Genomic DNA, 25,168 nt, shown 5'->3' with positions numbered 1-25,168 from the left:
GGGCAATACGACTCTTGATCAAACGAACGTCAGACTAACAGACCAGCGTGCCGGGAAAGCTGTCCGGTTCATCGCCGGACAGCGGCAGCGCGGCATTGTACGCGGCGATCAGTTCCCGCGCGTATTGCGCCTGGTCGTTATCGACCGATACACCCAGCAGGCCGAATATCGGCAATTCCCCCGTACCGCCGATCAAATCCCGGCCCACCAGATGCGCCTCGATGCCTTCACTGGCCAGCATGCTTAGCAGCAATTCGCCTTCCATCAGGTTTTCCGGCTCGTAGATACGCTGCATGGGTGAACCCCTTCATTCGTTTTCGCTGTAGACGTCGAGGTGCCACTCCTCGCCGTGAACCTGCAAGACAAAGGTAATGGGACGACAACACACCGGACAATCCTCGATATAGGTCTGATCACCGCCAGACAAATCCAGAACAGCCTCGACTTCTTCACCGCAATACGGACATTCATACTGCGCAGTTTCCAGCATCGCGGTCTCCCAGGTGACTTGTGCGTATAATCGCCGGTCTATTTGCAGGGCTATTTTTGTCTGACTACCTTTCAGACCGTGCCCCGTTGGTTTTCGATCAATACCTTTACTTACCCTAGCCGTTTCTAACAAGAGAGCATGATGGGCGAATTCGATGCCATCCGACCTTACGACGACAGCGAAGTCCCAGCGGTGCTGGCACGGCTGCTCGGCGACAAGGCGTTTCTAGATATCCTCACCCACTTCCGCTTCCCGCGTTTTGCCGGTGCCTTCGGCTGGATGCTCAAACCTCTTATAGCGCATCGGCTGCGCCGTGAGTTCGCCGACGTCACGTCAGTGGCCACGTTGCAGGACAAAGTCGAGTTTTACGTCGACCACACCATCGAGCGCGCCACGGACGGGGTGACCTACACCGGCGTGGAGCAATTCAAGTCCGGCAGTGCCTACCTGTTCATCGCCAACCACCGCGACATCGTGATGGACCCTGCCTTCGTCAACTACGCCGTGTACCACGCCGGCCTGCCGACCCCACGCATCGCCATTGGCGATAACCTGCTGCAGAAGCCTTTTGTCAGCGACCTGATGCGCCTGAACAAGAGCTTCATCGTGCACCGTTCGATCACCGGTCGTCGCGAGAAAATGGCGGCGTATCAATTGCTGTCGGCCTACATCAACCACTCGATCCGCAACGATTGCGCCTCGATCTGGATCGCTCAGGCTGAAGGCCGGGCCAAGGACGGCGACGACCGCACCGAGTCGGCGATCCTCAAGATGTTCCACATGAGCCGCAAGGACGAGCCGTTCGGCGAAGTCATCCGTTCGCTGAACCTCACCCCGGTGTCGATAAGCTACGAATACGACCCCTGCGACCAGGCCAAGGCCCGCGAGCTGTACATCCGCGCCACCACCGGCACCTACACCAAGGCACCGGGCGAGGATGACGCGAGCATCGCCAAGGGCATCACCGGTTACAAAGGCCGGGTCCACGTGAACTTCGCCGCGCCGATCACCGAACTGTTCGAAGACACCAAGCAATTGGCGATCGAAATGGACAAGCAGATTCTGGGCGGTTACCGGTTATTCCCGGTGCATTACCTGGCGTATGCGCAGTGGAAAGACGCCGACCCGCAATTGCAGGTGCCGAAAGCGGCCGAGCTGTTTGCGGCAGATGAACTGGCCAAGGCTCAGGAAGAATGGCAGCGTCGACTGGAAGCTTGCCCCGAGGAACATCGTCCGTTCCTGGTGCTGCAATATGCGATGCCGGTGCGTAATCAGTATCGGGTCAAGGCCGGGCTACCGTTGTAGGGTAATGGCTGGATACGACAACGGCGCCTTCGGGCGCCGTTTTTGTTTGTCTTGGTGCAGTAGGTCAGTCAGACACTGTAACTGTGTCAGAACTTCAGACGCGAGTACTGACCCACGACACCAGCAACGCCATCCCAAGGCAGGCAAAACCGAAGCGATAGAAAAACCGGTTCATGCGCAAGGTCGCCCAATCGAGGGTTGGCTCTTCGCTGGGCCTGCTCTGGCGCTGGGCTTCGATACTGGCCATCGCGCGCTGTTCACGACGACGGGTGGCGTGCAGCAACCAGCCGCCCGGGCAGGCGAACAGCAAGGCCAGCAGGTTGATCAGTTTGGCGGGATGAGCGGTAAAGAGCGAAATCAATTGCAGCGACATCACAAACCTCAGGCAAACCGGTGTAACAGACGCCGGGACCGACGACCACGGCGCGGATTCTACCGAAAGCGCTCCGGCCTGCCCCCCCTTTCCGACAAATAACGAAACCATTTAGCCGATTATTGTCCTGTGTCACGGCGCCGTCATCTGAATCCGCCAGTCTGTCGCCCTTCGAAACCGACACGGACCGCGTCATGCTCCACGCCGAAAACCAGGATCGTCTTTACCTCATTGCCCAAAGCGACGAACAACAAACCTTAGTCGGCAGCCTCGCCTTCAATGTACAGGACCGGCATTGGCTGGTGTATTGCGCGTTGGGCGGGCATCAACATGCGGATTTGCCGGAGACGGATTTGCTGACCGGGGTGAGTGTTCTGGACTTCTATTCGCAAGCGGCTTGATTTCCCTTGCTGGAGCGGCAGGCACAAAAAAACCCGGCGCCATCGCTGGCACCGGGTTCTTTAAACAAACTGCAAACCGTTACTCGCCAAGCACCTGACCAATCGTCGGGTCCTTGAACAAGCGGGTCAACGCATCACTCAGCACATCACTGACCAGCTTGGTATTGGTTTCCTGATTCGGCGCCATGCCAAAACGCTGATCCAGCGACGCGCCGTAGCGACCGCTGTAACGACGGTTGGCATTCTGCACATCGGAACGGAACGTCGCGCCAATTGTAGCTTCAGTCACATACAAACCTTCTTTGGGCGACTGATACTTCAGCTCGGCCAGGGTCACCGTCAATTGCGGCGCATTCAGCGCATTGGCCGTCGGCGTGAAGCCCAGCAACCGCACGGCCGCCTCAGCCTGAGCCTGCAGCTTCGGCAGAATCTGCGCGCCCTGCACCGTGATCGCACTGGTCTCCGGGTACAAACCGCCACGGGTCCCCAGGGTTGGCGATGGACGACCGTCCACCACACGCACCACCACCGGCTGACCATGGCCGACCGGCGCCAGCTGAGCCGTCAGCTTGGGTTCCGGGCTCAGTTGTTGCGGGCTGTGGGCGCAGCCGACGAGGGTCAAACTGGTCACAGTGATCAAACCGAACAACAGGCGTTGCAACATGCTCTTCTCTCCAGAATCAGGCAACTAACGATGCCCGCAGTATAGCGGTGCGCCACTGCGGCGAACTAGCTTCGCGCAACGATTACTGAAATCTCTGACAAACCCGGCGCAGCGCGGTTCCTGTCACACCTTTGTCACCGCCCGCTGGCAACCTTTATGGCAGTCACCCCCAAAAGGTACGTTGCCATGCGTTTTCTCGTCTCCCTGTTCGCGCCACGCCCGCTGCACCGCAGTTTCGCCCTGCTCGACCACAATGGCCACTGCCAGGCCTTCAAGCAGTGCAGCCTCCAGCCCATGGGCGATGGTTGGGTCGAAATCGAAGAAATTCGCCTCAACTGGCTGCACCAGCCTCTGCCCGCCAGTGCCCGTGTCAGCCAGCACCAGCCACGTGCACGCGCGCAGCAACTGCTGACCACCTGACCCGACGCCTAATAAAAGTCATTAAACACGACCATTTCCCTGCGTTTCTTAGATACAATCTCCCCCCGATTATAAGGACGTCTCCTGATCGGGCCTCGCAGCATCGTTAAATGCCTCGGTATTGACACCCCGCACCGCCCACAGAGAGCCGCCCACACAGATCGAGTGAAGCTGGCGCGCTTGCTGTTTCTCAAGCAAAACCCCCACTTTTCGCGAATCTGCAGAGCTGTCATTACGCTCGGTCACTGAGCTGTTTGCCCGTTTTTGCTGCCCATGCACCCCATGGCGGCAATCCATCCGGGCACGGTGCCAGGCTGGGACAGCCCTTTTTTGAGGTTCACGTCTTCAAAAGAGCGTGAAAAAAACGGGTTTTCACAACTTCACAAGAGTGTGGCGAGCAAATGAATAGTTTTGCGTCTGAAAATGCACCATTAGCGTCTACAACAGCCCAACGACACAGGACCGAGTACTCCTCGAACACCGGAGCCTGAAGCCTGTCCGCTACGGATTTGGTTGCACAAACGGATGTCTCGACCATAAGTCGAATTGCCAGCCGCGTGCCGAAATGAGTTCATGTGACTCTTGAAGCCAGGCCGCATGCATCCGTCGAAGTTGCGAAAAATTGCGAAGATTCGGACATGGCGATCCTGGCCATGGGTACCTGGGGCATCACTGACACGCCCCGGAACGCCTGGCAGCTATGCCGACAATTTGGTGCTGCAGATTTTGGAGACGCGTTAAATGGCGCATAACGAAGCAGTCGACGTAGTACTGGTTGGGGCCGGCATCATGAGTGCCACCCTCGCTGTACTGCTTAAAGAGCTCGACCCCGCGATCAAGCTGGAAGTCGTCGAGCTGATGGATTCCGGTGCCGCGGAGAGTTCCAATCCGTGGAACAACGCCGGTACCGGTCACGCCGGGCTGTGTGAGCTGAACTACACGCCGCAGGCCGCTGACGGCACCGTCGACATCAAGAAAGCCGTGCACATCAACACCCAGTTCGAGGTGTCGAAGCAGTTCTGGTCCTACCTGACCAAGAAAGGCACCTTCGGTTCGTGCAAATCGTTCATCAGCCCGGTGCCGCACCTGAGCTTCGTGCAGGGTGAGAATGGCGTGTCCTTCCTCAAGGAACGCTTCAAGACCCTGAGCAAGCACCATGCCTTCTCGGACATGGAATACACCGAAGACAAAGCCAAGATGGCCGAGTGGATGCCGCTGATGATGCCGGGCCGTCCGGCTGACGAAGTCCTCGCCGCCACCCGCGTGATGAACGGCACCGACGTCAACTTCGGCGCCCTGACCAACCAGCTGCTCAAGCACCTGACCAGCGCGCCCGATGCCCAGGTCAAGTACTGCAAGCGCGTCACCGGCCTGAAGCGTAACAACGGCGGCTGGACCGTCAGCATCAAGGACGTCAACAGCGGCAATACCCGCGAAGTCGACGCCAAATTCGTCTTCCTCGGCGCTGGCGGCGCGGCACTGCCGCTGCTGCAAGCGTCGGGCATCGAAGAAAGCAAAGGCTTCGGCGGCTTCCCGATCAGCGGCCAGTGGCTGCGTTGCGACAACCCGGAAGTGGTCAAGCACCATCAGGCCAAGGTCTACAGCCAGGCCGCGGTCGGTTCGCCACCAATGTCCGTGCCGCACCTGGACACCCGTGTGGTCGATGGCAAAAAGTCCCTGCTGTTCGGACCTTATGCCGGCTTCACCACCAAGTTCCTCAAGCACGGTTCGTTCATGGACCTGCCGATGTCGGTTCGCGCCGGCAACATCGGTCCAATGCTGGCCGTGGCCAAAAACAACATGGACCTGACCAAGTATCTGGTCAGCGAAGTGATGCAGTCGATGGAGCAGCGCCTGGAATCCCTGCGTCGCTTCTACCCTGAAGCGAAAGCCGAAGACTGGCGCCTGGAAGTGGCCGGCCAACGGGTGCAGATCATCAAGAAAGACCCGAAGAAAGGCGGCGTTCTGCAGTTCGGTACCGAACTGGTCGCGGCCAAGGACGGTTCCCTTGCCGCTCTGCTCGGCGCCTCGCCAGGCGCCTCGGTGACCGTGTCGATCATGCTGGAATTGATCGAGAAATGCTTCCCGAACAAGGCCAAGGGCGAGTGGGCTGCCAAACTGGCGGAAATCTTCCCGGCTCGGGAGAAAGTCCTGGAAACCGACGCTGCGCTGTATCGCAAGATCAATGCGCAGAACAACGTCGCACTGGAACTGGTTGAAGCAAGCAGCGAAACCCAAAGCTACGCTTGATTCAGCCGCATAAAAAACGCCCCGTCCTCATTGAGGGCGGGGCGTTTTTTTGTGTGCGGTGAAACAATCTTGTGGCGAGGGTGCTTGCTCCCGCTTGACCGGGCTGGCGCACCAGTGCGCAGCGCTCACAAAATCTCCGCCATTCGCAGCATTTTGGGGCCGCTTCGCAGCCCAACGGGAGCAAGCTCCCTCGCCACAAAATTCCAGTGTGCCTGACGTTAACCGCGAGCCTTGTCGATCAACTCGATGTACTCGGCCGCGTTACGTTGATCCTGAATCAGGGCCACGAAGTCATTGCCGTGCTCATCCTTGCCGTCCAGATCGTAGCCGGCTTCGACAAAGAACGTCAGAAAACGCTCGAAGTCATCGATGCGCAGACCGCGGTAGGCCTTGATCAGTTTGTGCAGCGACGGTGAAGTGGCGTCGACCGGCTCAAAATCGAGGAACAGTTTGATCTGCGCATCGCCGATCTCGTCACCAATCACTTGCTTCTTATCTTTACGCATTGCCGACTCCAGCTCGCAGACATTTCACAGGGCGGGCAGTTTACCCCTGCCTTGATGCCGGGCTCAACGCGGACGAACGCTGCCGGTGTGCAGATCGGCCCAGATATGGCCGTTGGCGTAACTCAGAAACTGGCAATACACCGTGTCGTTGCGCAGCAAGTCGATCACCACCCGGTACTGGGCCAACGGGTAATAGAGCGTTAGCGTTTTGCTTTTGTTGTCGTAGATCGGCTTTTTCAGGCTTTTGCTTTCGCCATCGAAGTTGACCAGCACCTGGCTGATGGTCGCACCCTTGTTCAAGGGTTTGCCCTTGAGGCGGATCAGCAAGGGTGAGGTGACCGGGATCGGTTGTTGGTTGGACTGACGCTGGCTGCCGAGGACCACCGAATACTCGGTGACCTGCAACAGTTGTTGCTGCTCGGGTTCCGCTTCACGCAGAGTCAAGTCGTCCGGGGGCAAAAACTGCACATGCATCGGTGCCGGAGCGGCGGCCAGGGGTAGGCTGAATACCAACATCAGGGCGGCGCAGCTGCGGATCAAAAGACTCATGACAGGCTCCTGGGACGAGGCCGAGCACTCTAGCATGATGATCAATCGGGCGAATAACCGATCCAGATCAATACTCTCGAAGACAAGGCTGGGCATACTGAAAGAGCCTTCAGCCCTATTTCGACGGCGTGCCGTCTACTGTGGAGTCCCTATGCCATTCTCCATCCCCCCGTTATTCGCCGCCTGGCGTCAAACTCTGCGTGCAGGTTATAGCCTCAGACGCTTGCGCGGCGACATCAGCGCCGGGGTGACAGTAGGGATTATCGCCATTCCCCTGGCCATGGCCCTGGCGATTGCGGTGGGAGTAGCGCCCCAGCAAGGTTTATATACGGTGCTGATCGCGGCCCCCCTGATCGCCCTGACGGGAGGCTCGCGCTTCAATGTCAGCGGGCCGACAGCCGCGTTCGTGGTGATACTGCTGCCGATCACCCAACAATATGGCCTGGGTGGCCTGCTGCTTTGCACCATGCTTGCCGGGGCCATCCTGATTGCCTTGGGGCTGATTCGGGCCGGGCGGCTGATTCAGTACATTCCTTATCCGGTGACCCTGGGCTTTACCGCCGGGATCGGCATAGTCATCGCCACACTCCAACTAAAGGATTTGCTGGGCCTGAGTACCACCGGGCATGCCGAACATTACATCGAGCAATTAGGTGCGCTGCTCCAGGCATTGCCCAGCGCCCGCCTGGGGGACGGAATCATCGGTGTCATGTGCCTGGCGGTTCTGATCGTCTGGCCGCGGTTTGTGCCGAGGGTTCCGGGGCATCTGGTGGCGCTGGCCGTCGGCGCAATGTTGGGGCTGGCGCTGGAAAGCGGCGGGTTACCGATTGCGACGCTGGGCGAGCGCTTCAGCTATATCGTCGATGGCGTCAGCCACCCCGGCATTCCACCGTTTCTGCCGAGCTTCGACTGGCCGTGGAATCTGCCAGGACCCAATGGTCAGCCGCTGCATCTGTCTTACGACCTGATCCGCCAATTAATGGCACCAGCGTTCGCCATTGCCATGCTCGGCGCCATCGAATCGTTGTTGTGTGCGGTGGTGGCCGATGGCATGACGGGCAGCAAACATGACCCCAACGCCGAACTCCTGGGTCAAGGCATTGGTAACCTGGTCGCACCGTTGTTCGGCGGCATTACCGCCACCGCGGCGATCGCCCGCAGCGCCACCAACGTGCGCAGCGGGGCGTTTTCGCCATTGGCGGCAATTATCCACAGCGCGGTGGTGCTGCTGGCGATACTCGTCCTCGCCCCGCTGTTCAGCTACTTGCCGATGGCCGCGCTGGCGGCGCTGCTCGTGATGGTGGCGTGGAACATGAGCGAGGCCCGGCATGTCGTGCACACCTTGCGCATTGCACCACGCAGCGATGTATTGGTCTTGCTGACCTGCCTGAGCCTGACAGTGCTGTTCGACATGGTGCTGGCCGTTGCCGTTGGGCTGTTGCTGGCCGCCGGGTTGTTCGTCAAGCGCATGAGCGACCTCACGGACACCGCCGAACTGCCTCGAGAGTTCCATCAAGCCTTACAGGATTTGCCGGAGCGTGTTCGTTGCTATGCGATACGCGGACCGTTATTTTTCGGTGCGGCGGAAAAGGCCCTGGGCGTGCTGCGCAAATTCAGCCCGGAGGTCAAAGTGGTGATTGTCGAGATGAGTGCCGTGTCCATGCTGGACATGACGGCGTTGGCAGCCTTCGACAATATCCTCAGGGATTATCGCACCGACGGCATCGGCCTGATTCTGGTCGGGACGGCTGCGCGCGTGCGCCTGAAACTCAGGCGCGCGGGCATCCATCGGGAACAGCGTCAATTGGCTTACGTGAACAACCTGGAACAGGCTCGACGCAAAAGCGAACGCTGGCTCGTCGGGCAGGACTGAGCGCGCGGTTCAAGCGAACTGCGCACGCATTCGGATGGGAGATCTGCCTTCAAGCATCAACGTGTCTGGCGGCTGAAACCACCCCCAGACAGTCAACCTGCTTACAGGCCTTTAACGGCAAAAATTCCGTTCGCGTTACGCCAGTAGCCTTTGTAGTCCATGCCATAACCGAAGATGTAACGGTCAATGCACGGCAGGCCGACGAAATCGGCTTTCAGGTCCGGGCGAGCCTTGCGGTCGTGGTCCTTGTCGATCAGCACGGCGGTGTGCACTTTGCGGGCGCCGGCATGTTTGCAGAAATCGATGATCGCGCCCAGGGTGTGACCTTCATCGAGGATGTCGTCGATGATCAGCACGTCACGGTCGATGAACGAAACTTCCGGCTTGGCTTTCCAGAACAGCTCGCCGCCGCTGGTTTCGTTGCGATAGCGGGTAGCGTGCAGGTAGGACGCTTCCAGCGGGAATTGCAGATGGGTGAGCAGCTTGCCGGCGAAAATCAGGCCGCCGTTCATCACACAGAACACCACCGGATTGCTTTCAGCCAGTTGTTCGTTGATATGTGCACCGACGCGGGCGATGGCCGCCTCGACTTCAGCTTCGGTGTACAGGCAGTCAGCCTCTCGCATGATTTGACGGATATGCTCGAGATCAGCGGACATGGCGCTCTCCAAGGGGTTTGAGGGGGAGGGACGGATTCGGAAAAGCGGGCAAAGGTACGCATCCCGCACGGCCAGATCAAGCGTTTGTGGACTAACGTACTGTATGTCTATAGGACAACACCCTCGGATAGATTAATCTAGGCCGGTTTTTTTGCCCGCCGCCGGAGCCTTTCCCCATGCCCATCCGTGAGATCCGCCATCCGCTGATCCGTCATAAACTTGGCCTTATGCGCCGCGCCGACATCAGCACGAAGAATTTCCGTGAGCTCGCTCAAGAAGTCGGCGCCCTGCTGACCTATGAAGCCACCAAAGACCTGCCGCTGGAAAGCTACGACATCGAAGGCTGGTGCGGCACGGTGTCGGTGGAGAAAATCGCCGGCAAGAAAATTACCGTGGTGCCGATCCTGCGTGCCGGTATCGGCATGCTCGAAGGCGTGCTGAGCCTGATCCCGGGCGCCAAAGTCAGCGCCGTGGGCGTGGCCCGTAACGAGGAAACCCTCGAAGCCCACACCTACCTGGAAAAACTGGTGCCGGAAATCGACGAGCGCCTGGCGATGATCATCGACCCGATGCTCGCCACTGGCGGCTCGATGGTCGCCACCATCGATTTGCTGAAGAAGGCCGGCTGCAAGGACATCCGCGCGATGGTCCTGGTGGCCGCTCCCGAAGGTATCGCCGCTGTGGAGAAGGCTCACCCGGACGTGACCATCTACACCGCTTCCATTGACCAGAAACTGAACGAACACGGTTACATCATCCCAGGCTTGGGCGATGCCGGTGACAAGATCTTCGGCACCAAGCAGAAGGACGCGTGACCATGCAGCAAGAGTTCAACGATCCGCTCTGGCGCACGGTATTGTCCGGCGCGCAGATGCTGTTCGTGGCCTTCGGCGCCCTGGTGTTGATGCCGCTGATTACCGGCCTCGACCCGAACGTGGCGCTGTTCACCGCAGGTTTAGGGACGATCCTGTTCCAGATCGTCACCGGGCGTCAGGTGCCGGTATTCCTGGCGTCGAGCTTCGCCTTCATCACCCCGATCATTCTCGCCAAGGGCCAGTTCGGCCTGGCGGCGACCATGGGCGGTGTGATGGCGGCCGGGTTCGTCTACACCTTCCTCGGCCTTGCGGTGAAGATCAAAGGCACCGGGTTTATCGACCGTTTGCTGCCTCCGGTGGTGATTGGCCCGGTGATCATCTCCATCGGCCTGGCCATGGCGCCGATTGCCGCCAACATGGCGATGGGCAAGGCGGGCGACGGTACTGAGCTGATTCATTACCAGACGGCGATGATGATTTCGATGCCCGCGCTGTTGACCACCCTGATCGTCGCGGTGTTCGGCAGAGGTATTTTCCGCCTGGTGCCGATTATCTCCGGTGTGCTGGTGGGTTTTGCAATGGCGTTTTATTTCGGCGTGGTCGATACCGCGAAGATTGCCGTGGCACCGTGGTTCGCGATTCCACATTTCACCGCGCCGGAATTCAACTGGCAGGCGATTCTGTTCATCGTTCCTGTGGCCCTGGCCCCGGCCATCGAGCACATCGGTGGCGTGATTGCCGTGGGTAGCGTGACCGGTCGCGACTACCTGAAAAAGCCCGGCCTGCACCGCACCCTGCTCGGTGACGGCATCGCCACCACCGCGGCCGGTCTGTTCGGCGGCCCACCCAATACCACTTACGCCGAAGTGACTGGCGCGGTGATGCTGACCAAGAACTACAACCCGAAAATCATGACCTGGGCGGCGATCTTCGCAATCAGCCTGGCGTTCATCGGCAAATTCGGCGCGCTGCTGCAAAGCATCCCGGTGCCAGTGATGGGCGGGATTCTCTGCCTGTTGTTCGGTTCGATTGCCGCGGTGGGCATGAACACCATGATCCGCCACAAGATCGACCTGGGCGAAGCACGCAACCTGGTAATTGTCTCGGTGACGCTGGTGTTCGGGATTGGTGGCATGCTGGTCGGCACCGGTACCGGCCAGAACGATTTCGGCCTCAAAGGCATCGCGCTGTGCGCGGTGGTGGCGATTGCACTGAACCTGTTGCTGCCGGGCAATGACAGCTGGAAGCACAAGAAGGCGGATGAGCCGCTGTTGTAAGCAGGCGACTCAATCCCCTGTGGCGAGGGAGCTTGCTCCCGCTTGACCGGGCTGGCGCACCAGTGCGCAGCACTCACAAAATCTTCATTGACTGCAAAGATTTTGGGGCCGCTTCGCGACCCGGCGGGAGCAGGCTCCCTCGCCACAACCAGCCAGCCGTCACTTCAATGTACGTTCCTATAAAACCAATGGCGCCCTTTCGCACATGGCACTCAACGCCTTGACCCACAGCGACTCATCGTTGAGGCAAGGCACCAGCACCAACTCCTCCCCTCCCGCCTCGCGGAATTGCTCCTTCCCACGATCACCGATTTCCTCCAGCGTCTCGATGCAATCGGCAACGAACGCCGGGCACATCACCAGGACTTTCTTCACGCCGCTTTTGGCCAACTCGTCGAGGCGAGCTTCAGTGTAGGGTTCTATCCACTTGGCCCGGCCCAGACGCGACTGAAACGATACGGACCACTTGCCGTCCGGTATGCCCACACGTTTGGCAAACTCTGCGGCCGTGCGCAGGCACTGACCGCGGTAACAGGTCGCGACCACTTCCGGTGGCGCACCGGCGCAGCAATCGCCGCCACCCTCGAAGCTGTGCCCCGGATTAAGCTTTTTCAGGTGACGTTCCGGCAAACCGTGGAAGCTCAGCAGCAGATGATCGAAATCCTGTTGCAGATAAGGCCTGACACTGGCCACCAACGCATCGAGGTATTCCGGCTGATCGTAAAACGGCTGAAGAACCGAGAACTGCACGTCGAGCTTTTTATCGCGCACCACGCGCTTGGCTTCTTCGATCACCGTGGTCACAGTGCTGTCGGCGAATTGCGGATAGAGCGGTGCCAGGGTCACTTTCTTATGCCCCTGGGCAGCCAGCCGCAGCAGCGCGGACTCAATGGACGGCTCGCCGTACCGCATCGCCAGCTCAACAGGCCCGTGAGTCCACTGCCGAGTCATGGCCTGTTGCAGGCGACGGCTGAGCACCACCAGCGGCGAGCCCTCCTCCCACCAGATCGACGCGTAAGCGTGAGCCGATTGTTCCGGGCGCTTGATCAGAATCAGCGACACCAGCAAACGCCGCACCGGCCAAGGCAGGTCGATCACATACGGGTCCATCAGAAATTGATTGAGGTAACTGCGCACATCCGCCACCGAGGTGGAGGCAGGTGAACCCAGGTTGACCAGAAGCAATGCGTGATCGGTCATGCAACGTCCTATTTCAGAGGCGGCCGGACAGATCGTCCAATGCCGCGCGCAAATCAGTGAACCGGAAAGTGAAACCCGCTTCCAGCAAGCGAGCCGGCATCGCCTTCTGCCCCCCCAGCAACAACAATGACAACTCGCCCAGTCCGACCTTCAAGACGAGAGTCGGCATCGGCATGAACGCGGGACGATGCAACACGTCACCCAACGTTTTAGCGAATTCGCGATTGCGCACCGGCTTGGGCGCGCAGGCATTATAGGGACCGCTGGCCCCATTGCGATGCAGAAGAAAATCAATCAGGGCGATTTGATCTTCAATATGAATCCACGACATCCACTGCCGACCGCTGCCGATCGGCCCGCCCAGCCCCAGTTTGAACGGCAACAACAGCCGCGACAAAAAGCCGCCCTCGGCGGACAACACCAACCCGGTGCGGATGAGAACCACGCGGATGCCCAAGGCGTCGGCACGTTGCGCGGTTTCTTCCCAGGCGATGCACAACTGGCTGGCGAAATCATCGATGACCGGTGGCGATTGCTCGGTCAACTCCCGCTCGCCGCCGTCGCCGTACCAACCAATCGCTGAGCCGGAGATCAGCACCTGCGGTTTCTGCTCACGACTTTCGAGCCAGGCCAACAGGGTTTCGGTCAGGGTGATCCGGCTGCTCCACAACAGCGCTTTGCGTTTGTGGGTCCAGAGCCGATCGGCGATCGGCGCCCCCGCAAGGTTGACAATTGCATCCACCGGTTCTGGCCCAAAATCCTCAAGCCGTGCGATTCCCCGTACCTGAGTGCCGCAGATTTTGGCGACTTTAGCGGGCGTGCGACTCCAGACCGTGAGGTGATGTCCCTGACTCAACCAGTGTCGGCAGAGCTGACGTCCTATCAAACCAGTACCGCCGGTCAGCAATATGTGCATGACATCTTCCTCGCGTGGCGTTTTACCCAGATCACTAGTCTATTTTTATATGCAGGGATCTTTGGTATCGGGCAGGTTCTGTGTTTAACAATAGGCCAAGCTCTCAGAACGAGAACGCTAAAAGTTATACCAAAAAACAATATTGTACAGGTTTGAACCACGGCGTAGTCTGTACAGAAAGGCAAACGAGGCCCCTATGACTGTACCTATCGCAATCATCGGCACCGGCATCGCCGGACTCTCAGCCGCCCAGGCTCTTACGGAGGCCGGGCATGTCGTTCATCTGTTCGATAAAAGCCGCGGCAGTGGCGGACGCATGTCAAGCAAGCGCAGCGATGCGGGCGCTCTGGACATGGGCGCGCAATATTTCACTGCCCGCGACCGTCGCTTCGTCACCGAAGTCCAGCGCTGGCAAGCCAACGGTTGGGTCGCCGTGTGGACACCGCAGCTCTATACCTACCACGGCGGCCAGCTCAGCCCCTCGCCGGACGAACAGACACGCTGGGTCGGCACGCCGCGCATGAGCGCCATCACCCGTGCCCTGCTCGGTGACCTGGAAGTGCAGTTCAGCTGCCGGATCACCGAGGTCTATCGCGGTGAAGAGCACTGGCATCTGCAAGACGCCGAAGGCTTCACCCACGGGCCGTTCAGTCATGTGGTGATTGCCACGCCAGCCCCTCAGGCGACCGCGCTGCTGCCCTCCGCGCCGAAACTCGCCGGGGCCGCCGCCGGGGTAAAAATGGAGCCGACCTGGGCGGTCGCCCTGGCTTTCGACACACCATTGGATACCCCGATCGAAGGCTGCTTCGTGCAGGACAGCCCCCTCGACTGGCTGGCGCGCAACCGTAGCAAACCGGGACGCGACAACACCCTCGACACGTGGGTGCTGCACGCCACCAGCGCCTGGAGCCGGCAACATATCGATCTGTCCAAGGAAGCGGTGATCGAGCAATTGCATGGTGCCTTTGCCGAACTGCTGCACGACGCCATGCCTGCACCGACTTTCAGCCTCGCTCACCGCTGGCTTTACGCCCGTCCGGCCAGCAGCCATGAGTGGGGTGCCCTGGCTGATGCGGATCTGGGCTTGTATGTATGCGGTGACTGGTGCCTGTCCGGCCGTGTCGAAGGCGCCTGGCTCAGTGGCCAGGAAGCGGCCCGCCGTCTGCACGAACACCTGCAGTGAACCGCCTCGATTCGAGCACATTGCTGCTGTCGACACGGACAGCAGCCCTGAAAAAACCTATACAAAAAAATTGACTTGTACACCTTTGAATCTATGCTGAACGAATGTTGTACAGATTTAACAATCCGTACAGGTCTGGATTCGAGGTGCCCCGATGCCTGCACAATCAACGACCCCACCCAAAATCGCCATCAGCGCCTGCCTGATGGGGGCCGAGGTGCGCTACAACGGCGGGCACAAGACGTCACGGCTGTGCAGCCACATCCTTTCCGATTATTTCGATTTCGTCCCGGTGTGCCCGGAAGTTGCCATCGGCCTGGGTATCCCTCGCGAACCGATCCGCCTGGTCGGCAACCCTGAACATCCGCAGGCGGTCGGCACAGTCAACCCTGAAAACAACGTCACCCGGCCGCTGGCCGAATATGCTCGGAAAATGGCTTTGGAACTGGGCGACATCTGCGGCTATATCTTCATGCAGAAATCCCCTTCGTGCGGTCTGGAGCGGGTCAAGGTCTACCACGCCAACGGCGCGCCGGTGGACGGCGGTAGCCGTGGCATTTACGCCCGGACCTTCTGCGCGCTGCATCCCGATTTGCCGGTGGAGGAAGAAGGCCGGCTCAACGATCCGGTGCTGCGGGAAAACTTCCTTACCCGCGTATTCGCCTACAGCGCCTGGCAGCAGTTGCTGCAAACCGGCCTGACCCGGCGCGGCCTCACGGATTTTCACTCGCGCTACAAATACCTGTTAATGGCCCACAACCCGGTGCAATACAAAACCCTGGGAAACCTGCTCGGCAACATGGGCCGGACCGCCCCTGAAGTCATCGGCCCGCGCTATTTCAGCGAGCTGATGGCGGCCTTGAAAAAATGCGCCACGCGCCGCACCCACACCAACGTCCTGCAACACCTCAGCGGCTATCTCAAACAGGCCATCAGCACTGAAGACAAACAGGAAGTGCAGCATGTGATCAGCCAGTATCGTCACGGCATCGTGCCGCTGGTGGTACCGCTGACGTTGCTCAAACACTACTTTCGCCAGCACCCGGATCCATACATTGCGCAACAGGTTTACCTGCAACCGCACCCGGAAAACCTCAGCCTGCGAAACGCAATCTAATGAAAACCCCACCGGACACCAGCGCCAGCGAAGACCTCGGCACCGACTTCAAAAAGGCCCTGGACGCAGGCTGGCTGCCCATCCGTGAAGTGGCCCGGCAGACCGGGGTCAACGCTGTCACCTTGCGCGCCTGGGAACGGCGCTATGGGCTGATCGTGCCTCAGCGCACTCCCAAGGGGCATCGGCTGTTCTGTGCCGAACACGTTCAACGCATCCTGACGATCCTCACCTGGCTCAATCGCGGCGTGGCGGTCGGTCAGGTCAAGCAACTGCTCGACACGCCTCAGGTACTTGCCGAGCCCGTCGGAAACGATTGGCTGGTGTTGCGCCAGACACTGCTAAAAGCCGTTACCCAACTGGCCGAACGCACCCTCGATGACACCGTAAACCAGGCGATGGCGCTGTATCCGCCACGCACCTTGTGTGAACACCTGTTGATGCCGTGGCTGGCGGAACTGGAACAACGCTGGCAAGGCCAGTTCGGCGCGCAGATGGAGCGGGTGTTTGTCTATTCCTGGTTGCGCAGCAAATTCGGCGCGAGGATTTACCACAACAACCGCCAGTTACGTACCGCGCCGCTGTTGCTGATCAATCAATCGGACCTGCCTCTGGAACCTCATCTATGGCTCACCGCCTGGCTGATCAGCAGCACCGATTGCCCGGTGGAAGTTTTCGACTGGCCACTCCCGGCCGGCGAACTGACGCTGGCGGTCGATCACCTGCAAGCCCGCGGCGTCCTGCTGTATTCCAGCAAAGCCATGAATCTTGCAAAATTGTCGAAACTTTTGAATGGCGTCAGTTGCCCAAAAATGATCGCCGGACCAACGGTGTGCATCCACCACGCCGATTTGTCCGCAAAAAACACCGCCATTGCTGATTTGATCCTGGCCGATAACCCGTTATCGGCCCATCTGGACCTGATACAGCGCGGGCTCATTTAATGGCGCTTTTTTGATGAATCGTACGGATACGACCATGCAATTGATCTGGCTGCGCAGCGACCTGCGTCTACACGACAACACCGCCCTCTCGGCCGCCGCAGCCCGTGGCCCGTGTGTGGCGGTGTATTTGCCGAGCCCGCAGCAGTGGCTTGCGCACGACGACGCGCCGTGCAAAGTGGACTTCTGGTTGCGCAACCTCGCCGAATTACGACGCGCGCTGGACGCCCTGAACATCCCGCTACTGATTCGCCAGGCGTCCCGCTGGGATGAAGCGCCCAAGGTTCTGCTCGAACTGTGCCAGCAGCTGAAGATCGACGCGGTGCACGTCAACGAGGAATACGGCATTCATGAGACCCGCCGTGATGCGGCGGTGGCCCAAGCGCTGAAAGCCCGGGGCATCGACTTTTACAGCCACCTCGATCAGCTGCTGTTCAAGCCAGGCACCGTGCTCACCAGAACCGGAACCTACTTCCAGGTCTTCAGCCAGTTTCGCAAGGTCTGCTACGAACGCCTGCACGCTTCATTGCCCGGATTGGTCGCTGCACCCGCCCTTCAGGCTCCATTGGATATCAGCAGCGACGAACCGCCCTCCCGTGTCGAGGGTTTCGATTCTCCCAACGACAGCTTGCGTGCCCTCTGGCCAGCCGGTGAAACCGAAGCCCGGCGCCGCCTCGACACCTTTGTCGACGCCCAGATCGACTATTACCACAGCGAACGCGACTTCCCGGCAAAGCCCGGCACCAGCCAGCTCTCGGCCTATCTCACCGCCGGGGTGATTTCCCCTCGTCAGTGCCTGCACGCCGCGTTGCGAAGCAATCAGGGCGAGTTCGAAAGCGGCAAGGTCGGCGCCATCACCTGGATCAACGAGCTGCTGTGGCGCGAGTTCTACAAACACATATTGGTGGGCTACCCCCGTGTATCCCGGCACCGCGCCTTCCGGCCGGAAACCGAAGCCCTGGTCTGGCGTGACGCCCCGCAAGAACTCAAGGCCTGGCAGCAAGGCCGCACTGGCCTGCCGATCATCGATGCCGCCATGCGCCAATTGCTGGAAACCGGCTGGATGCACAACCGTCTGCGCATGGTGGTGGCGATGTTCCTGACCAAGAACCTGCTGATCGACTGGCGTGAAGGCGAGCGCTTCTTCATGCGGCACCTGATTGATGGCGACCTGGCGGCGAACAATGGTGGCTGGCAGTGGAGTTCGTCCACCGGCACTGATTCGGCGCCCTACTTCCGGATTTTCAACCCGCTGAGCCAGTCGGAAAAGTTCGATGCACAAGGGGTGTTCATCAAGCACTGGTTGCCGGAGCTCAACGAAATGAACAATAAAGACCTGCACAATCTGGCCAATCTCGGCGGATTGTTCGGTGTGAGGGGCTACCCGTCGCCTATCGTCAATCTGAGTGCTTCCCGTGAACGGGCCCTAGACGCGTTCAAGAACCTGCCATCACGACAGGGTTTATCGCCACCGTCATTAAATTGATGCTGCAGCGTTGCGTCATGAACACGGAATTGAGCCAGGGAAATATTGGGTAAATAAGGGGATTGGGATGAGTCGTACACCTCCAAGGCGATACTGGTTGACCGGCGCCAGCAACGGTATTGGTGCTGTGCTGGCTGAAGAAATACTGAAAACCGGGGCTCATCTGGCGGCCAGCTCCCGCTCGGTGGCATCACTGATATCCCTGTCTGAGCGCTATCCCGGTCAAGTGCTGGTGGTCGCGGGCGATTTGACCAACAGCCAAAGGGTGCGCGAAATCGGTGAGCAGATTGCGCAGGAATGGGGCTCTCTGGACACCATGATCCTTAACGCAGGCACCTGCGAATACGTCGACGCCAATCAGCTCGATTCGTCAATCATCGAGCACATCATGCGTACCAACTTGCTTGCCAGCAGTTATTGCATCGCAGCCGCCCGGCCTTTGCTGCAGGCGGGCACTGCGCCGCATCTGGTGGGCATTGCCAGTTCGGTGACCTGGTTACCCCTGCCGTGGGCCGAATCCTATGGCGATTCAAAGGCCGGGTTGCGTCATCTATTCGAGTCATTGCGCATCGACATGACGCCGGAAAACATCGAAATGACCGTGGTCAGCCCAGGGCTTATCGATACGCCTCTGAACGACGGCGCCCCGATACATCTCGACTGGTCGGCAGGCCAAGCCGCGCGATACCTCCTCGACATGATCAAGAATCGTCCACTGGAATGCTCCTTGCCGGAGCTGCTCATGCCTGTTCTTTGGCCCCTGCCGCAACAACCCGACCGGGCGGGACTGGCAATCGACGAACAAGCGCGAAACAAGCCGCCGATCGAGGATCTGCCGTGAAGCCTGAGCGTCTGTCAGGCCTTTTACACAGCATGGGCCCACTGCCTTACACTGCGCGCCATGAAAACCATTCCCCACACGCAAGTCGCCGAGCCTGCGGTCACCTGCTCAACCTGCGCAGCCTGCTGCTGCCAGCTTGAAGTGATGCTGATCACTGACACCGGCGTGCCCGAACGTTTTATCGATACCGATGATTGGGGTGGTGAAGTCATGCTGCGACTGGATGACGGCTGGTGCGCCGCACTGGATCGCAACAGCATGATGTGCACCATCTATGAAAAGCGTCCGCTGATCTGCCGGGAGTTCGAAATGGGCGCACCGGAATGCATCACCGAACGCCAGGGGATTGCGACGGCGTATCGGTGAGATCGCAGTCACCCGATGCCATGTGAGAGCCCCCGCCACAGGTAGCTCCCACATCTAAACACTGCAGGCTTACAACGGCATCGTGTAATGCAATGCGTAGCTTTCTACACCGTCGTTCGGGTTACTGATCCCGGCATTGGAGTAGTGGGTGGCGCGAATCCCGACTTCATGTCCGCCGGCAAAGCGCAGACCAAACCCGAAACGGTCTTCGAACTGAAAGGCACTGCCGAGCTTGTTATCTTCGTATTCGGTGTTGGCAAACACCGCGATACCGATACCCGCTTCGACGTAGGGCTTGATGGTCTGACCGGCAAACTCGTACACCAGTACCGGCGAGAACGACAAACTGTGATTGCTCGCCGTTTTGTCGCCTTCCCAGTAGGTGTAAGCGCCGCTCCAGTAGCCGGTCAAGCGGCCAACATCACTCTGCAACCAGCTCTTGTCCCAATCGAACTGCATGCCCAGTCGGTAGGTCATGGTCGAATCGCTGGTCTGGCCGACCCCGAACTCCACCCCTGCCGCCTGCGCGGTAAAACTGTGCCCCATCAATGCGGTCGCAATCGCGGCCAAACAGAATAGTCGCTTCATTAGAAACATCCTTTTCCGAACAATTTAGTATGATTTTTATGCTGCAAAACAAACAAAGCTATAGAAGTCACCGTTTAATCAGAAGCTCACCCCAATTATTCGTTTGCTACGCGTCTCTACTTTTCGAAGCTTCGCACAACCCCAGACATATTCCACAGGATCGGCAAGATATTTCTGAAATGTTCTGGGTCCGCACTCGACCAGAACTGTGCGGGGCGAGCAGGCCCCTCGGCCAGCAATTCACGCTCGGCCAGCAGACGCTGGAGCTGCCGCGCCACAGCGGCACCCGTATCGATCAAGCTGATGCTTTGCGGGAGCATCTGCCTTAGCAGTGGCTTTAAAAAGGGATAATGGGTACAGCCCAGAATGATCGTATCTGCACCTGCAGCCAGCAGCGGCTCGACATACCCTTGCAGCAACTGACGCAATGTCTCGCTGTGCAGATCGCCATTTTCAATCAGCTCCACCAGCCCGGGGCACGGCTGAGTAATCACCCGTACATCGGTGGCGAAACGATCGAGCAAGGCAGCAAACTTGGCACTCTGCAAAGTACCGGTGGTGGCGAGCACGCCGACCACACCGCTGCGCGTCGCCGCAGCGGCCGGTTTGACCGCAGGCTCCATGCCGACGATAGGCCACTCGGGGTAATCGCGCCGCAAGTCCGCAACACCGGCCACCGTCGCGGTGTTGCAAGCCAGCACCAGCGCCTTGGCGCCTTGCTGCTGAAAGAACTGCGCCATGACACTGCAACGCTGGCGGATGAATGCCGGGGTTTTCTCGCCGTAGGGAATATTCCCGCAATCGCCGAAGTACAACAGAGACTCGTTGGGCAGCAACTGCTGGATCTCGGCCAGCACGGAGAGTCCACCGACGCCGGAATCGAACACAGCAATCGGCGCTTCACGCATGGCGCGACCCGCAGACGCTGCAGCCCGGATCACGCTTGACCCGCAATTCACGGAAGCGTGAGCCCAAGGCATCGATCAATAACAGGCGCCCCACCAGCGGCTCGCCGAACCCCACCAGCAGTTTCAGCGCTTCCAGTGCCTGGAGGCTGCCGACCAACCCGACCAAAGGACCGACGACGCCCGCCTCGCTGCAGGTCAACTCGGCCTCGCTGCCGTGCCCGTATAAACAGTGGTAGCACGGGCTCTCTGGACGACGCGGGTCGAACACCGACAATTGCCCTTCCAGACGAATCGCCGCACCGCTGACCAGCGGCTTGCGCGCGGCCACACACGCAGCGTTGACCGCCTCGCGGGTGGAAAAATTGTCGGAACAGTCCAGCACCAGATCCACCGCGGCAACAGCGGCGGCCAGCGAATCCTCGTCCAATGCAGTGCGATGGGCGATCAGCTGAATCTCTGGATTGATCGCGGTCAGGCGACGGATCGCCGAATCGACCTTGCTCAGGCCGACGCTGTCGGTGTCATGAACGATCTGGCGTTGCAGATTGGTCAGGTCGACCGTGTCGAAGTCCGCCAGATGCAACTCACCGACACCGGCCGCGGCCAGGTACAGCGCAACCGGCGAACCTAGGCCACCGAGACCGATAATCAGCACACGGCTTTCCTTGAGCCGTAACTGGCCGTCGATGTCGACGTGTTGCAGCAGAATCTGCCGGCTGTATCGCAGCAATTCCTGATCATTCAGCACGGCAAGCGCCCCAGACTGATGCGTTGGTGACCGCCCAGATCGGTGCGGCTATGGACTTCTTCAAAGCCGCGGGTCAGCAGCAAATCGCACACTGCGCAGGCTTGATCGTAACCGTGTTCGAGCATCAACCAGCCACCCGCTTCAAGATAATCCGGTGCCTGGGCGACGATCAGACGCAAATCGTCGAGCCCATCGACACCCGCCACCAAGGCACTGGCCGGCTCAAAGCGTACGTCGCCCTCTACCAGATGCGGATCGGTCGAAGCGATGTAGGGCGGATTGCTGATGATCAGTTGAAAACGCTGGCCTTCCAGGGCACTGAACCAATGACTGCTCAACACCGTGGCATTGTTCAGGTTCAAGCGCTGACGATTGCGCTCGGCCAGGGCTACGGCTTCCAGCACGCGATCCACGGCGGTGACCTTCCAGGCCGGACGCTCGCTGGCCAGCGCCAAGGCGATGGCACCACTGCCGGTGCCCAGATCGAGCACCTTGGCTGGGGTGGCCGGCAACAGTTCCAACGCCGCTTCCACCAGCAATTCAGTGTCGGGACGCGGAATCAGCGTGTGGGGCGCGACTTCCAGGTCGAGCTTCCAGAAGCCTTGCTGACCCAGAATATAGGCCACTGGCTCACCGCTGCGGCGGCGCTGCAAATACTCGGCAAACTTCAGTGCCGCTTCGCTCGGGACGATACGCTCAGGCCAGGTGTGCAGAAAGCTGCGGGACTTGCCCAAGGCCGCCGCCAACAGCAATTCGGCATCCAGACGCGCGGTGGGCGAATCAGGCAAATCGGCGGCGCGCAGCAAGCTGGCAATGATCGTCATTTACTCACCTATCGCTGCCAATTGATCGGCCTGGTACTCGGCCAGCAACGGTTCGATCACCGCATCCACGCCGCCCGCAAGAATTTCGTCGAGCGAATACAGTGTCAGGTTGACCCGATGGTCGGTGACCCGGCCCTGGGCGAAGTTGTAGGTACGGATCCGCTCGGAGCGGTCACCGGAACCGACCAGCAATTTACGCTCGCTGGCGATGGCATTGGCCGCGGCACTGGTCTGCTGGTCGTTGAGCTTGGCCGACAGCCAGGACATCGCCCGGGCGCGGTTCTTGTGCTGGGAACGTTCTTCCTGGCACTCGACGACAATACCGGACGGCAAGTGCGTGATACGAATCGCCGAGTCGGTCTTGTTGACGTGCTGACCACCGGCACCGGAGGAGCGATAGGTGTCGACCCGCAGATCCGCCGGGTTGATCTCAATGGCTTCCTGCTCATCCGGCTCGGGCAATACCGCCACGGTGCAGGCCGAGGTGTGGATGCGACCTTGGGATTCAGTGGCCGGAACCCGCTGCACACGGTGCGCACCGGATTCGAACTTCAGTTTGCCGTAGACGTTCTCGCCTTCGACACGGGCGATAACTTCTTTATAGCCACCGTGTTCGCCTTCGTTCTCCGAGAGAATCTCTACCCGCCAGCCACGCCGCTCGGCGTAACGCGAATACATGCGGAACAGGTCGCCGGAGAAAATCGCCGCCTCGTCACCACCGGTGCCCGCGCGGATTTCCAGGAACACGTTACGACCGTCGTTCGGATCCTTGGGCAGCAGCATGCGTTGCAGGCTGGCTTCGAGCTCGATCAATCGTTCCTTGGCTTCGCGGACTTCTTCCACGGCCATTTCACGCATGTCCGGGTCGCTGTCCTTGAGCAGTGCCTGTGCGCCTTCGAGGTCGCCCTGCACTTTAAGCAGCTGTTTATAGGTGTCGACGATCGGCTCGACCTCCGCGTATTCCTTGGAATAGGTGCGGAATTTGTTCTGATCGGAAATGACTTCGCCATCGCCAAGCAGGGCGGTCAATTCCTCGAAACGGTCCTGGAGGATGTCCAGCTTATTGAGCAGTGACGCTTTCATTGCGGTTTCTTATCCGAAAAGCTATCCGATGAGCCCTCACCGAGGGCAAAGAGTTCCTGGGCCATGGCCAGCGCATCGAGGCGGCCTTCGGCAGAGAGCTTTTTCAATTGCACGCTCGGGGCATGCAAGAGTTTGTTGGTCAGCCCACGGGCCAGTTGCACCAGCACGTCCTCGGCACTGCTGCCGTTGGCGAGCATACGCTGGGCCTTCTGCAATTCTTCGTCGCGCAGGCGCTCGCTTTGTTGACGATAAGCCTTGAGCACATCCACCGCCGCCAGTTCGCGCAGGCGAACCATGAAATCTTCGGCACCGACCGACACCATCTCTTCGGCCGCCTGAGCGGCGCCCTGACGGCTCTTGAGGTTTTCGGCGACCACTTCGTGGAGATCGTCGACGCTATACAGATAAACGTCATCCAACTCGCCGACTTCCGGCTCGATATCCCGAGGGACTGCGATATCCACCATGAAAATCGGCTTGTGCTTACGCAATTTCAAGGCGCTTTCCACCGCGCCTTTACCGAGAATAGGCAACTGGCTGGCGGTGGAGCTGATGACGATGTCGCTGCGCACCAGTTCTGTCGGGATGTCCGAGAGCAACACCGCATGGGCGCCAAACTGCTCGGCCAGGGTGCTTGCGCGCTCCAGGGTGCGGTTGGCGACCACGATTCGCTTCACGCCCAGCTCATGCAGATGGCGGGCGACCAGGGTGATGGTCTCGCCGGCGCCGATCAACAAGGCCTGGCTGCGTTGCAAATCACTGAAAATCTGTTTCGCCAGGCTGACCGCGGCAAACGCCACGGACACCGGGTTTTCACCGATGGCGGTGTCGGTTCGCACCTGTTTGGCCGCATTGAACGTGGCCTGGAACAAACGCCCGAGTAGCGGACCAATGGTGCCCGCCTCGCGAGCCACGGCGTAGGCCGATTTCATCTGGCCGAGAATCTGTGGTTCACCCAACACCAGCGAATCGAGCCCGGAGGCGACCCGCATCATGTGGCGAACTGCCGCATCATCTTCATGCACATAAGCGCTCGCACGCAGCTCATCGAGGCTCAAATGATGATAATCGGCCAGCCAGCGCAGCACGATGTCAGCCGAAAGGTGATCCTGTTCTATATACAGTTCACTGCGATTGCAGGTGGAGAGGATCGCAGCTTCGCGGCTGTCGGTGAGTCGGCAGAGCTGCTGCAAGGCCTCAACCAGCTGCTCAGGGGTAAAGGCCACGCGCTCGCGGACGTCTACTGAAGCAGTCTTGTGGTTAATACCGAGTGCAAGGAAGGCCATTCAAGGTCGCTGATGGTGACGTGAAGCCGACAATTGTCCTACTTCGACAGAGCCAGAACAACCACTCGATATCTATCGTCCCGGTTGACGCTGCCGAAGCTG

The 25,168-nt window shown here is 59.6% G+C and carries 28 protein-coding genes; 13 read left to right on the top strand and 15 right to left on the bottom strand.

Features of this window, described 5'->3' with window-relative positions; translation table 11 throughout:
* Positions 1 to 34 precede the first annotated feature (34 nt).
* Together AC07VO_RS21180 and AC07VO_RS21175 are read right to left on the bottom strand one after the other, a co-directional pair.
* Positions 35 to 295 (bottom strand): putative signal transducing protein, encoded by a 261-nt coding sequence (locus AC07VO_RS21180; protein WP_007939795.1) that lies wholly within the window; start codon positions 293 to 295, stop codon positions 35 to 37.
* A 12-nt stretch (positions 296 to 307) separates the two neighbouring features.
* On the bottom strand, positions 308 to 490 hold the full coding sequence (locus tag AC07VO_RS21175) for a CPXCG motif-containing cysteine-rich protein (RefSeq protein ID WP_018929594.1): 183 nt from the start codon (positions 488 to 490) through the stop codon (positions 308 to 310).
* A 138-nt stretch (positions 491 to 628) separates the two neighbouring features.
* Here AC07VO_RS21175 and AC07VO_RS21170 point away from each other — a divergent pair, with 138 nt between their 5' ends.
* Entirely contained in the window at positions 629 to 1,795 is a 1,167-nt protein-coding gene (locus tag AC07VO_RS21170; protein WP_064616186.1) for a 1-acyl-sn-glycerol-3-phosphate acyltransferase, read from the top strand.
* Positions 1,796 to 1,889: 94 nt separating this feature from the next.
* On the opposite strand, the gene AC07VO_RS21165 is transcribed toward AC07VO_RS21170, so the two are convergent.
* Positions 1,890 to 2,168: a hypothetical protein gene (locus AC07VO_RS21165; protein WP_007939791.1), complete on the bottom strand. Its 279-nt coding sequence runs from the start codon at positions 2,166 to 2,168 to the stop codon at positions 1,890 to 1,892.
* 194 nt (positions 2,169 to 2,362) lie between these two features.
* On the opposite strand from AC07VO_RS21165, the gene AC07VO_RS21160 reads away from it, so the two are divergent.
* Positions 2,363 to 2,569, top strand: a complete 207-nt coding sequence (locus AC07VO_RS21160; protein ID WP_018929592.1) for a hypothetical protein — start codon at positions 2,363 to 2,365, stop codon at positions 2,567 to 2,569.
* Positions 2,570 to 2,648: 79 nt separating this feature from the next.
* Here AC07VO_RS21160 and AC07VO_RS21155 read toward each other — a convergent pair whose 3' ends face one another.
* Entirely contained in the window at positions 2,649 to 3,233 is a 585-nt protein-coding gene (locus AC07VO_RS21155) for a YajG family lipoprotein (RefSeq protein WP_018929591.1), read from the bottom strand.
* Between the two features lie 186 nt (positions 3,234 to 3,419).
* On the opposite strand from AC07VO_RS21155, the gene AC07VO_RS21150 reads away from it, so the two are divergent.
* Both AC07VO_RS21150 and mqo read left to right on the top strand, forming a co-directional pair.
* On the top strand, positions 3,420 to 3,653 hold the full coding sequence (locus AC07VO_RS21150; RefSeq protein ID WP_064616185.1) for a hypothetical protein: 234 nt from the start codon (positions 3,420 to 3,422) through the stop codon (positions 3,651 to 3,653).
* A gap of 741 nt (positions 3,654 to 4,394) precedes the next feature.
* Positions 4,395 to 5,903 carry a malate dehydrogenase (quinone) gene (gene mqo, locus AC07VO_RS21145; RefSeq protein ID WP_018929589.1) on the top strand — a complete coding sequence of 503 codons (1,509 nt, stop codon included), beginning with the start codon at positions 4,395 to 4,397 and terminating at the stop codon, positions 5,901 to 5,903.
* Between the two features lie 218 nt (positions 5,904 to 6,121).
* Here mqo and AC07VO_RS21140 read toward each other — a convergent pair whose 3' ends face one another.
* Both AC07VO_RS21140 and AC07VO_RS21135 read right to left on the bottom strand, forming a co-directional pair.
* Complete coding sequence (locus tag AC07VO_RS21140) at positions 6,122 to 6,409, bottom strand: PA4642 family protein (RefSeq protein WP_018929588.1); 288 nt, start codon at positions 6,407 to 6,409, stop codon at positions 6,122 to 6,124.
* Between the two features lie 63 nt (positions 6,410 to 6,472).
* Positions 6,473 to 6,958 carry a hypothetical protein gene (locus tag AC07VO_RS21135; protein WP_019651163.1) on the bottom strand — a complete coding sequence of 162 codons (486 nt, stop codon included), beginning with the start codon at positions 6,956 to 6,958 and terminating at the stop codon, positions 6,473 to 6,475.
* A gap of 151 nt (positions 6,959 to 7,109) precedes the next feature.
* On the opposite strand from AC07VO_RS21135, the gene dauA reads away from it, so the two are divergent.
* Positions 7,110 to 8,831, top strand: a complete 1,722-nt coding sequence (gene dauA / locus AC07VO_RS21130) for a C4-dicarboxylic acid transporter DauA (RefSeq protein WP_192351619.1) — start codon at positions 7,110 to 7,112, stop codon at positions 8,829 to 8,831.
* 101 nt (positions 8,832 to 8,932) lie between these two features.
* Here dauA and AC07VO_RS21125 read toward each other — a convergent pair whose 3' ends face one another.
* Positions 8,933 to 9,490, bottom strand: a complete 558-nt coding sequence (locus tag AC07VO_RS21125) for a hypoxanthine-guanine phosphoribosyltransferase (protein ID WP_007939779.1) — start codon at positions 9,488 to 9,490, stop codon at positions 8,933 to 8,935.
* A 176-nt stretch (positions 9,491 to 9,666) separates the two neighbouring features.
* Between AC07VO_RS21125 and upp the strand changes: the two genes are divergently transcribed.
* Together upp and AC07VO_RS21115 are read left to right on the top strand one after the other, a co-directional pair.
* Entirely contained in the window at positions 9,667 to 10,305 is a 639-nt protein-coding gene (gene upp, locus AC07VO_RS21120) for a uracil phosphoribosyltransferase (RefSeq protein ID WP_007939777.1), read from the top strand.
* 2 nt (positions 10,306 to 10,307) lie between these two features.
* On the top strand, positions 10,308 to 11,582 hold the full coding sequence (locus tag AC07VO_RS21115; RefSeq protein WP_018929585.1) for a uracil-xanthine permease family protein: 1,275 nt from the start codon (positions 10,308 to 10,310) through the stop codon (positions 11,580 to 11,582).
* A gap of 177 nt (positions 11,583 to 11,759) precedes the next feature.
* Here the strand turns inward: AC07VO_RS21115 and hemH are convergent, their stop codons facing one another.
* Together hemH and AC07VO_RS21105 are read right to left on the bottom strand one after the other, a co-directional pair.
* Positions 11,760 to 12,782 (bottom strand): ferrochelatase, encoded by a 1,023-nt coding sequence (gene hemH, locus AC07VO_RS21110; RefSeq protein WP_086946022.1) that lies wholly within the window; start codon positions 12,780 to 12,782, stop codon positions 11,760 to 11,762.
* Between the two features lie 13 nt (positions 12,783 to 12,795).
* Positions 12,796 to 13,698 (bottom strand): TIGR01777 family oxidoreductase, encoded by a 903-nt coding sequence (locus AC07VO_RS21105; RefSeq protein ID WP_026286681.1) that lies wholly within the window; start codon positions 13,696 to 13,698, stop codon positions 12,796 to 12,798.
* A 196-nt stretch (positions 13,699 to 13,894) separates the two neighbouring features.
* Here AC07VO_RS21105 and AC07VO_RS21100 point away from each other — a divergent pair, with 196 nt between their 5' ends.
* From AC07VO_RS21100 to AC07VO_RS21075, 6 genes are all read left to right on the top strand, one after another.
* Positions 13,895 to 14,881 carry an NAD(P)/FAD-dependent oxidoreductase gene (locus AC07VO_RS21100; RefSeq protein WP_018929582.1) on the top strand — a complete coding sequence of 329 codons (987 nt, stop codon included), beginning with the start codon at positions 13,895 to 13,897 and terminating at the stop codon, positions 14,879 to 14,881.
* A gap of 154 nt (positions 14,882 to 15,035) precedes the next feature.
* Positions 15,036 to 15,998 (top strand): YbgA family protein, encoded by a 963-nt coding sequence (locus AC07VO_RS21095; RefSeq protein WP_018929581.1) that lies wholly within the window; start codon positions 15,036 to 15,038, stop codon positions 15,996 to 15,998.
* A complete protein-coding gene (locus AC07VO_RS21090) occupies positions 15,998 to 16,939 on the top strand; it encodes a MerR family transcriptional regulator (RefSeq protein WP_064616183.1) in 942 nt (313 codons plus the stop codon). Before AC07VO_RS21095 ends, AC07VO_RS21090 begins: the two co-directional genes overlap by 1 nt.
* Before the next feature lie 34 nt (positions 16,940 to 16,973).
* A complete protein-coding gene (phrB, locus tag AC07VO_RS21085; RefSeq protein WP_086946021.1) occupies positions 16,974 to 18,422 on the top strand; it encodes a deoxyribodipyrimidine photo-lyase in 1,449 nt (482 codons plus the stop codon).
* A gap of 67 nt (positions 18,423 to 18,489) precedes the next feature.
* Complete coding sequence (locus AC07VO_RS21080) at positions 18,490 to 19,263, top strand: SDR family NAD(P)-dependent oxidoreductase (protein WP_026286680.1); 774 nt, start codon at positions 18,490 to 18,492, stop codon at positions 19,261 to 19,263.
* A 60-nt stretch (positions 19,264 to 19,323) separates the two neighbouring features.
* Complete coding sequence (locus AC07VO_RS21075) at positions 19,324 to 19,629, top strand: YkgJ family cysteine cluster protein (RefSeq protein ID WP_018929577.1); 306 nt, start codon at positions 19,324 to 19,326, stop codon at positions 19,627 to 19,629.
* Between the two features lie 69 nt (positions 19,630 to 19,698).
* Here AC07VO_RS21075 and AC07VO_RS21070 read toward each other — a convergent pair whose 3' ends face one another.
* The 6 genes from AC07VO_RS21070 to hemA all read right to left on the bottom strand — a co-directional run bounded on the left by AC07VO_RS21070 (position 19,699) and on the right by hemA (position 25,066).
* Positions 19,699 to 20,217 carry an acyloxyacyl hydrolase gene (locus tag AC07VO_RS21070; protein WP_018929576.1) on the bottom strand — a complete coding sequence of 173 codons (519 nt, stop codon included), beginning with the start codon at positions 20,215 to 20,217 and terminating at the stop codon, positions 19,699 to 19,701.
* A gap of 116 nt (positions 20,218 to 20,333) precedes the next feature.
* Positions 20,334 to 21,125, bottom strand: a complete 792-nt coding sequence (murI, locus tag AC07VO_RS21065; protein WP_018929575.1) for a glutamate racemase — start codon at positions 21,123 to 21,125, stop codon at positions 20,334 to 20,336.
* Positions 21,118 to 21,873, bottom strand: coding sequence for a molybdopterin-synthase adenylyltransferase MoeB (locus AC07VO_RS21060; RefSeq protein ID WP_018929574.1), 756 nt, complete (start codon positions 21,871 to 21,873; stop codon positions 21,118 to 21,120). Before AC07VO_RS21060 ends, murI begins: the two co-directional genes overlap by 8 nt.
* Positions 21,867 to 22,697: a peptide chain release factor N(5)-glutamine methyltransferase gene (gene prmC, locus AC07VO_RS21055; protein WP_028939864.1), complete on the bottom strand. Its 831-nt coding sequence runs from the start codon at positions 22,695 to 22,697 to the stop codon at positions 21,867 to 21,869. The genes AC07VO_RS21060 and prmC overlap by 7 nt, the downstream gene beginning before the upstream one ends.
* Complete coding sequence (prfA, locus tag AC07VO_RS21050; protein ID WP_007939759.1) at positions 22,698 to 23,780, bottom strand: peptide chain release factor 1; 1,083 nt, start codon at positions 23,778 to 23,780, stop codon at positions 22,698 to 22,700.
* Complete coding sequence (gene hemA, locus AC07VO_RS21045) at positions 23,777 to 25,066, bottom strand: glutamyl-tRNA reductase (RefSeq protein WP_007939757.1); 1,290 nt, start codon at positions 25,064 to 25,066, stop codon at positions 23,777 to 23,779. The genes prfA and hemA overlap by 4 nt, the downstream gene beginning before the upstream one ends.
* Positions 25,067 to 25,168 lie beyond the last annotated feature (102 nt).

It is taken from the genome of Pseudomonas sp. GW821-FHT03E01 (genome assembly GCF_059420765.1).
Note: the sequence above shows the minus strand (reverse complement) of the source record. Positions and strands in the feature narration are given on the sequence as shown.

Bases quoted from the DNA above. Each gene is read 5' to 3' on its own strand.
- AC07VO_RS21180 (WP_007939795.1), bottom strand. From the start codon at position 295: ATGCAGCGTATCTACGAGCCGGAAAACCTGATGGAAGGCGAATTGCTG.
- AC07VO_RS21175 (WP_018929594.1), bottom strand. From the start codon at position 490: ATGCTGGAAACTGCGCAGTATGAATGTCCGTATTGCGGTGAAGAAGTC.
- AC07VO_RS21170 (WP_064616186.1), top strand. From the start codon at position 629: ATGATGGGCGAATTCGATGCCATCCGACCTTACGACGACAGCGAAGTC.
- AC07VO_RS21165 (WP_007939791.1), bottom strand. From the start codon at position 2,168: ATGTCGCTGCAATTGATTTCGCTCTTTACCGCTCATCCCGCCAAACTG.
- AC07VO_RS21160 (WP_018929592.1), top strand. From the start codon at position 2,363: ATGCTCCACGCCGAAAACCAGGATCGTCTTTACCTCATTGCCCAAAGC.
- AC07VO_RS21155 (WP_018929591.1), bottom strand. From the start codon at position 3,233: ATGTTGCAACGCCTGTTGTTCGGTTTGATCACTGTGACCAGTTTGACC.
- AC07VO_RS21150 (WP_064616185.1), top strand. From the start codon at position 3,420: ATGCGTTTTCTCGTCTCCCTGTTCGCGCCACGCCCGCTGCACCGCAGT.
- mqo (WP_018929589.1), top strand. From the start codon at position 4,395: ATGGCGCATAACGAAGCAGTCGACGTAGTACTGGTTGGGGCCGGCATC.
- AC07VO_RS21140 (WP_018929588.1), bottom strand. From the start codon at position 6,409: ATGCGTAAAGATAAGAAGCAAGTGATTGGTGACGAGATCGGCGATGCG.
- AC07VO_RS21135 (WP_019651163.1), bottom strand. From the start codon at position 6,958: ATGAGTCTTTTGATCCGCAGCTGCGCCGCCCTGATGTTGGTATTCAGC.
- dauA (WP_192351619.1), top strand. From the start codon at position 7,110: ATGCCATTCTCCATCCCCCCGTTATTCGCCGCCTGGCGTCAAACTCTG.
- AC07VO_RS21125 (WP_007939779.1), bottom strand. From the start codon at position 9,490: ATGTCCGCTGATCTCGAGCATATCCGTCAAATCATGCGAGAGGCTGAC.
- upp (WP_007939777.1), top strand. From the start codon at position 9,667: ATGCCCATCCGTGAGATCCGCCATCCGCTGATCCGTCATAAACTTGGC.
- AC07VO_RS21115 (WP_018929585.1), top strand. From the start codon at position 10,308: ATGCAGCAAGAGTTCAACGATCCGCTCTGGCGCACGGTATTGTCCGGC.
- hemH (WP_086946022.1), bottom strand. From the start codon at position 12,782: ATGACCGATCACGCATTGCTTCTGGTCAACCTGGGTTCACCTGCCTCC.
- AC07VO_RS21105 (WP_026286681.1), bottom strand. From the start codon at position 13,698: ATGCACATATTGCTGACCGGCGGTACTGGTTTGATAGGACGTCAGCTC.
- AC07VO_RS21100 (WP_018929582.1), top strand. From the start codon at position 13,895: ATGACTGTACCTATCGCAATCATCGGCACCGGCATCGCCGGACTCTCA.
- AC07VO_RS21095 (WP_018929581.1), top strand. From the start codon at position 15,036: ATGCCTGCACAATCAACGACCCCACCCAAAATCGCCATCAGCGCCTGC.
- AC07VO_RS21090 (WP_064616183.1), top strand. From the start codon at position 15,998: ATGAAAACCCCACCGGACACCAGCGCCAGCGAAGACCTCGGCACCGAC.
- phrB (WP_086946021.1), top strand. From the start codon at position 16,974: ATGCAATTGATCTGGCTGCGCAGCGACCTGCGTCTACACGACAACACC.
- AC07VO_RS21080 (WP_026286680.1), top strand. From the start codon at position 18,490: ATGAGTCGTACACCTCCAAGGCGATACTGGTTGACCGGCGCCAGCAAC.
- AC07VO_RS21075 (WP_018929577.1), top strand. From the start codon at position 19,324: ATGAAAACCATTCCCCACACGCAAGTCGCCGAGCCTGCGGTCACCTGC.
- AC07VO_RS21070 (WP_018929576.1), bottom strand. From the start codon at position 20,217: ATGAAGCGACTATTCTGTTTGGCCGCGATTGCGACCGCATTGATGGGG.
- murI (WP_018929575.1), bottom strand. From the start codon at position 21,125: ATGCGTGAAGCGCCGATTGCTGTGTTCGATTCCGGCGTCGGTGGACTC.
- prmC (WP_028939864.1), bottom strand. From the start codon at position 22,697: ATGACGATCATTGCCAGCTTGCTGCGCGCCGCCGATTTGCCTGATTCG.
- prfA (WP_007939759.1), bottom strand. From the start codon at position 23,780: ATGAAAGCGTCACTGCTCAATAAGCTGGACATCCTCCAGGACCGTTTC.
- hemA (WP_007939757.1), bottom strand. From the start codon at position 25,066: ATGGCCTTCCTTGCACTCGGTATTAACCACAAGACTGCTTCAGTAGAC.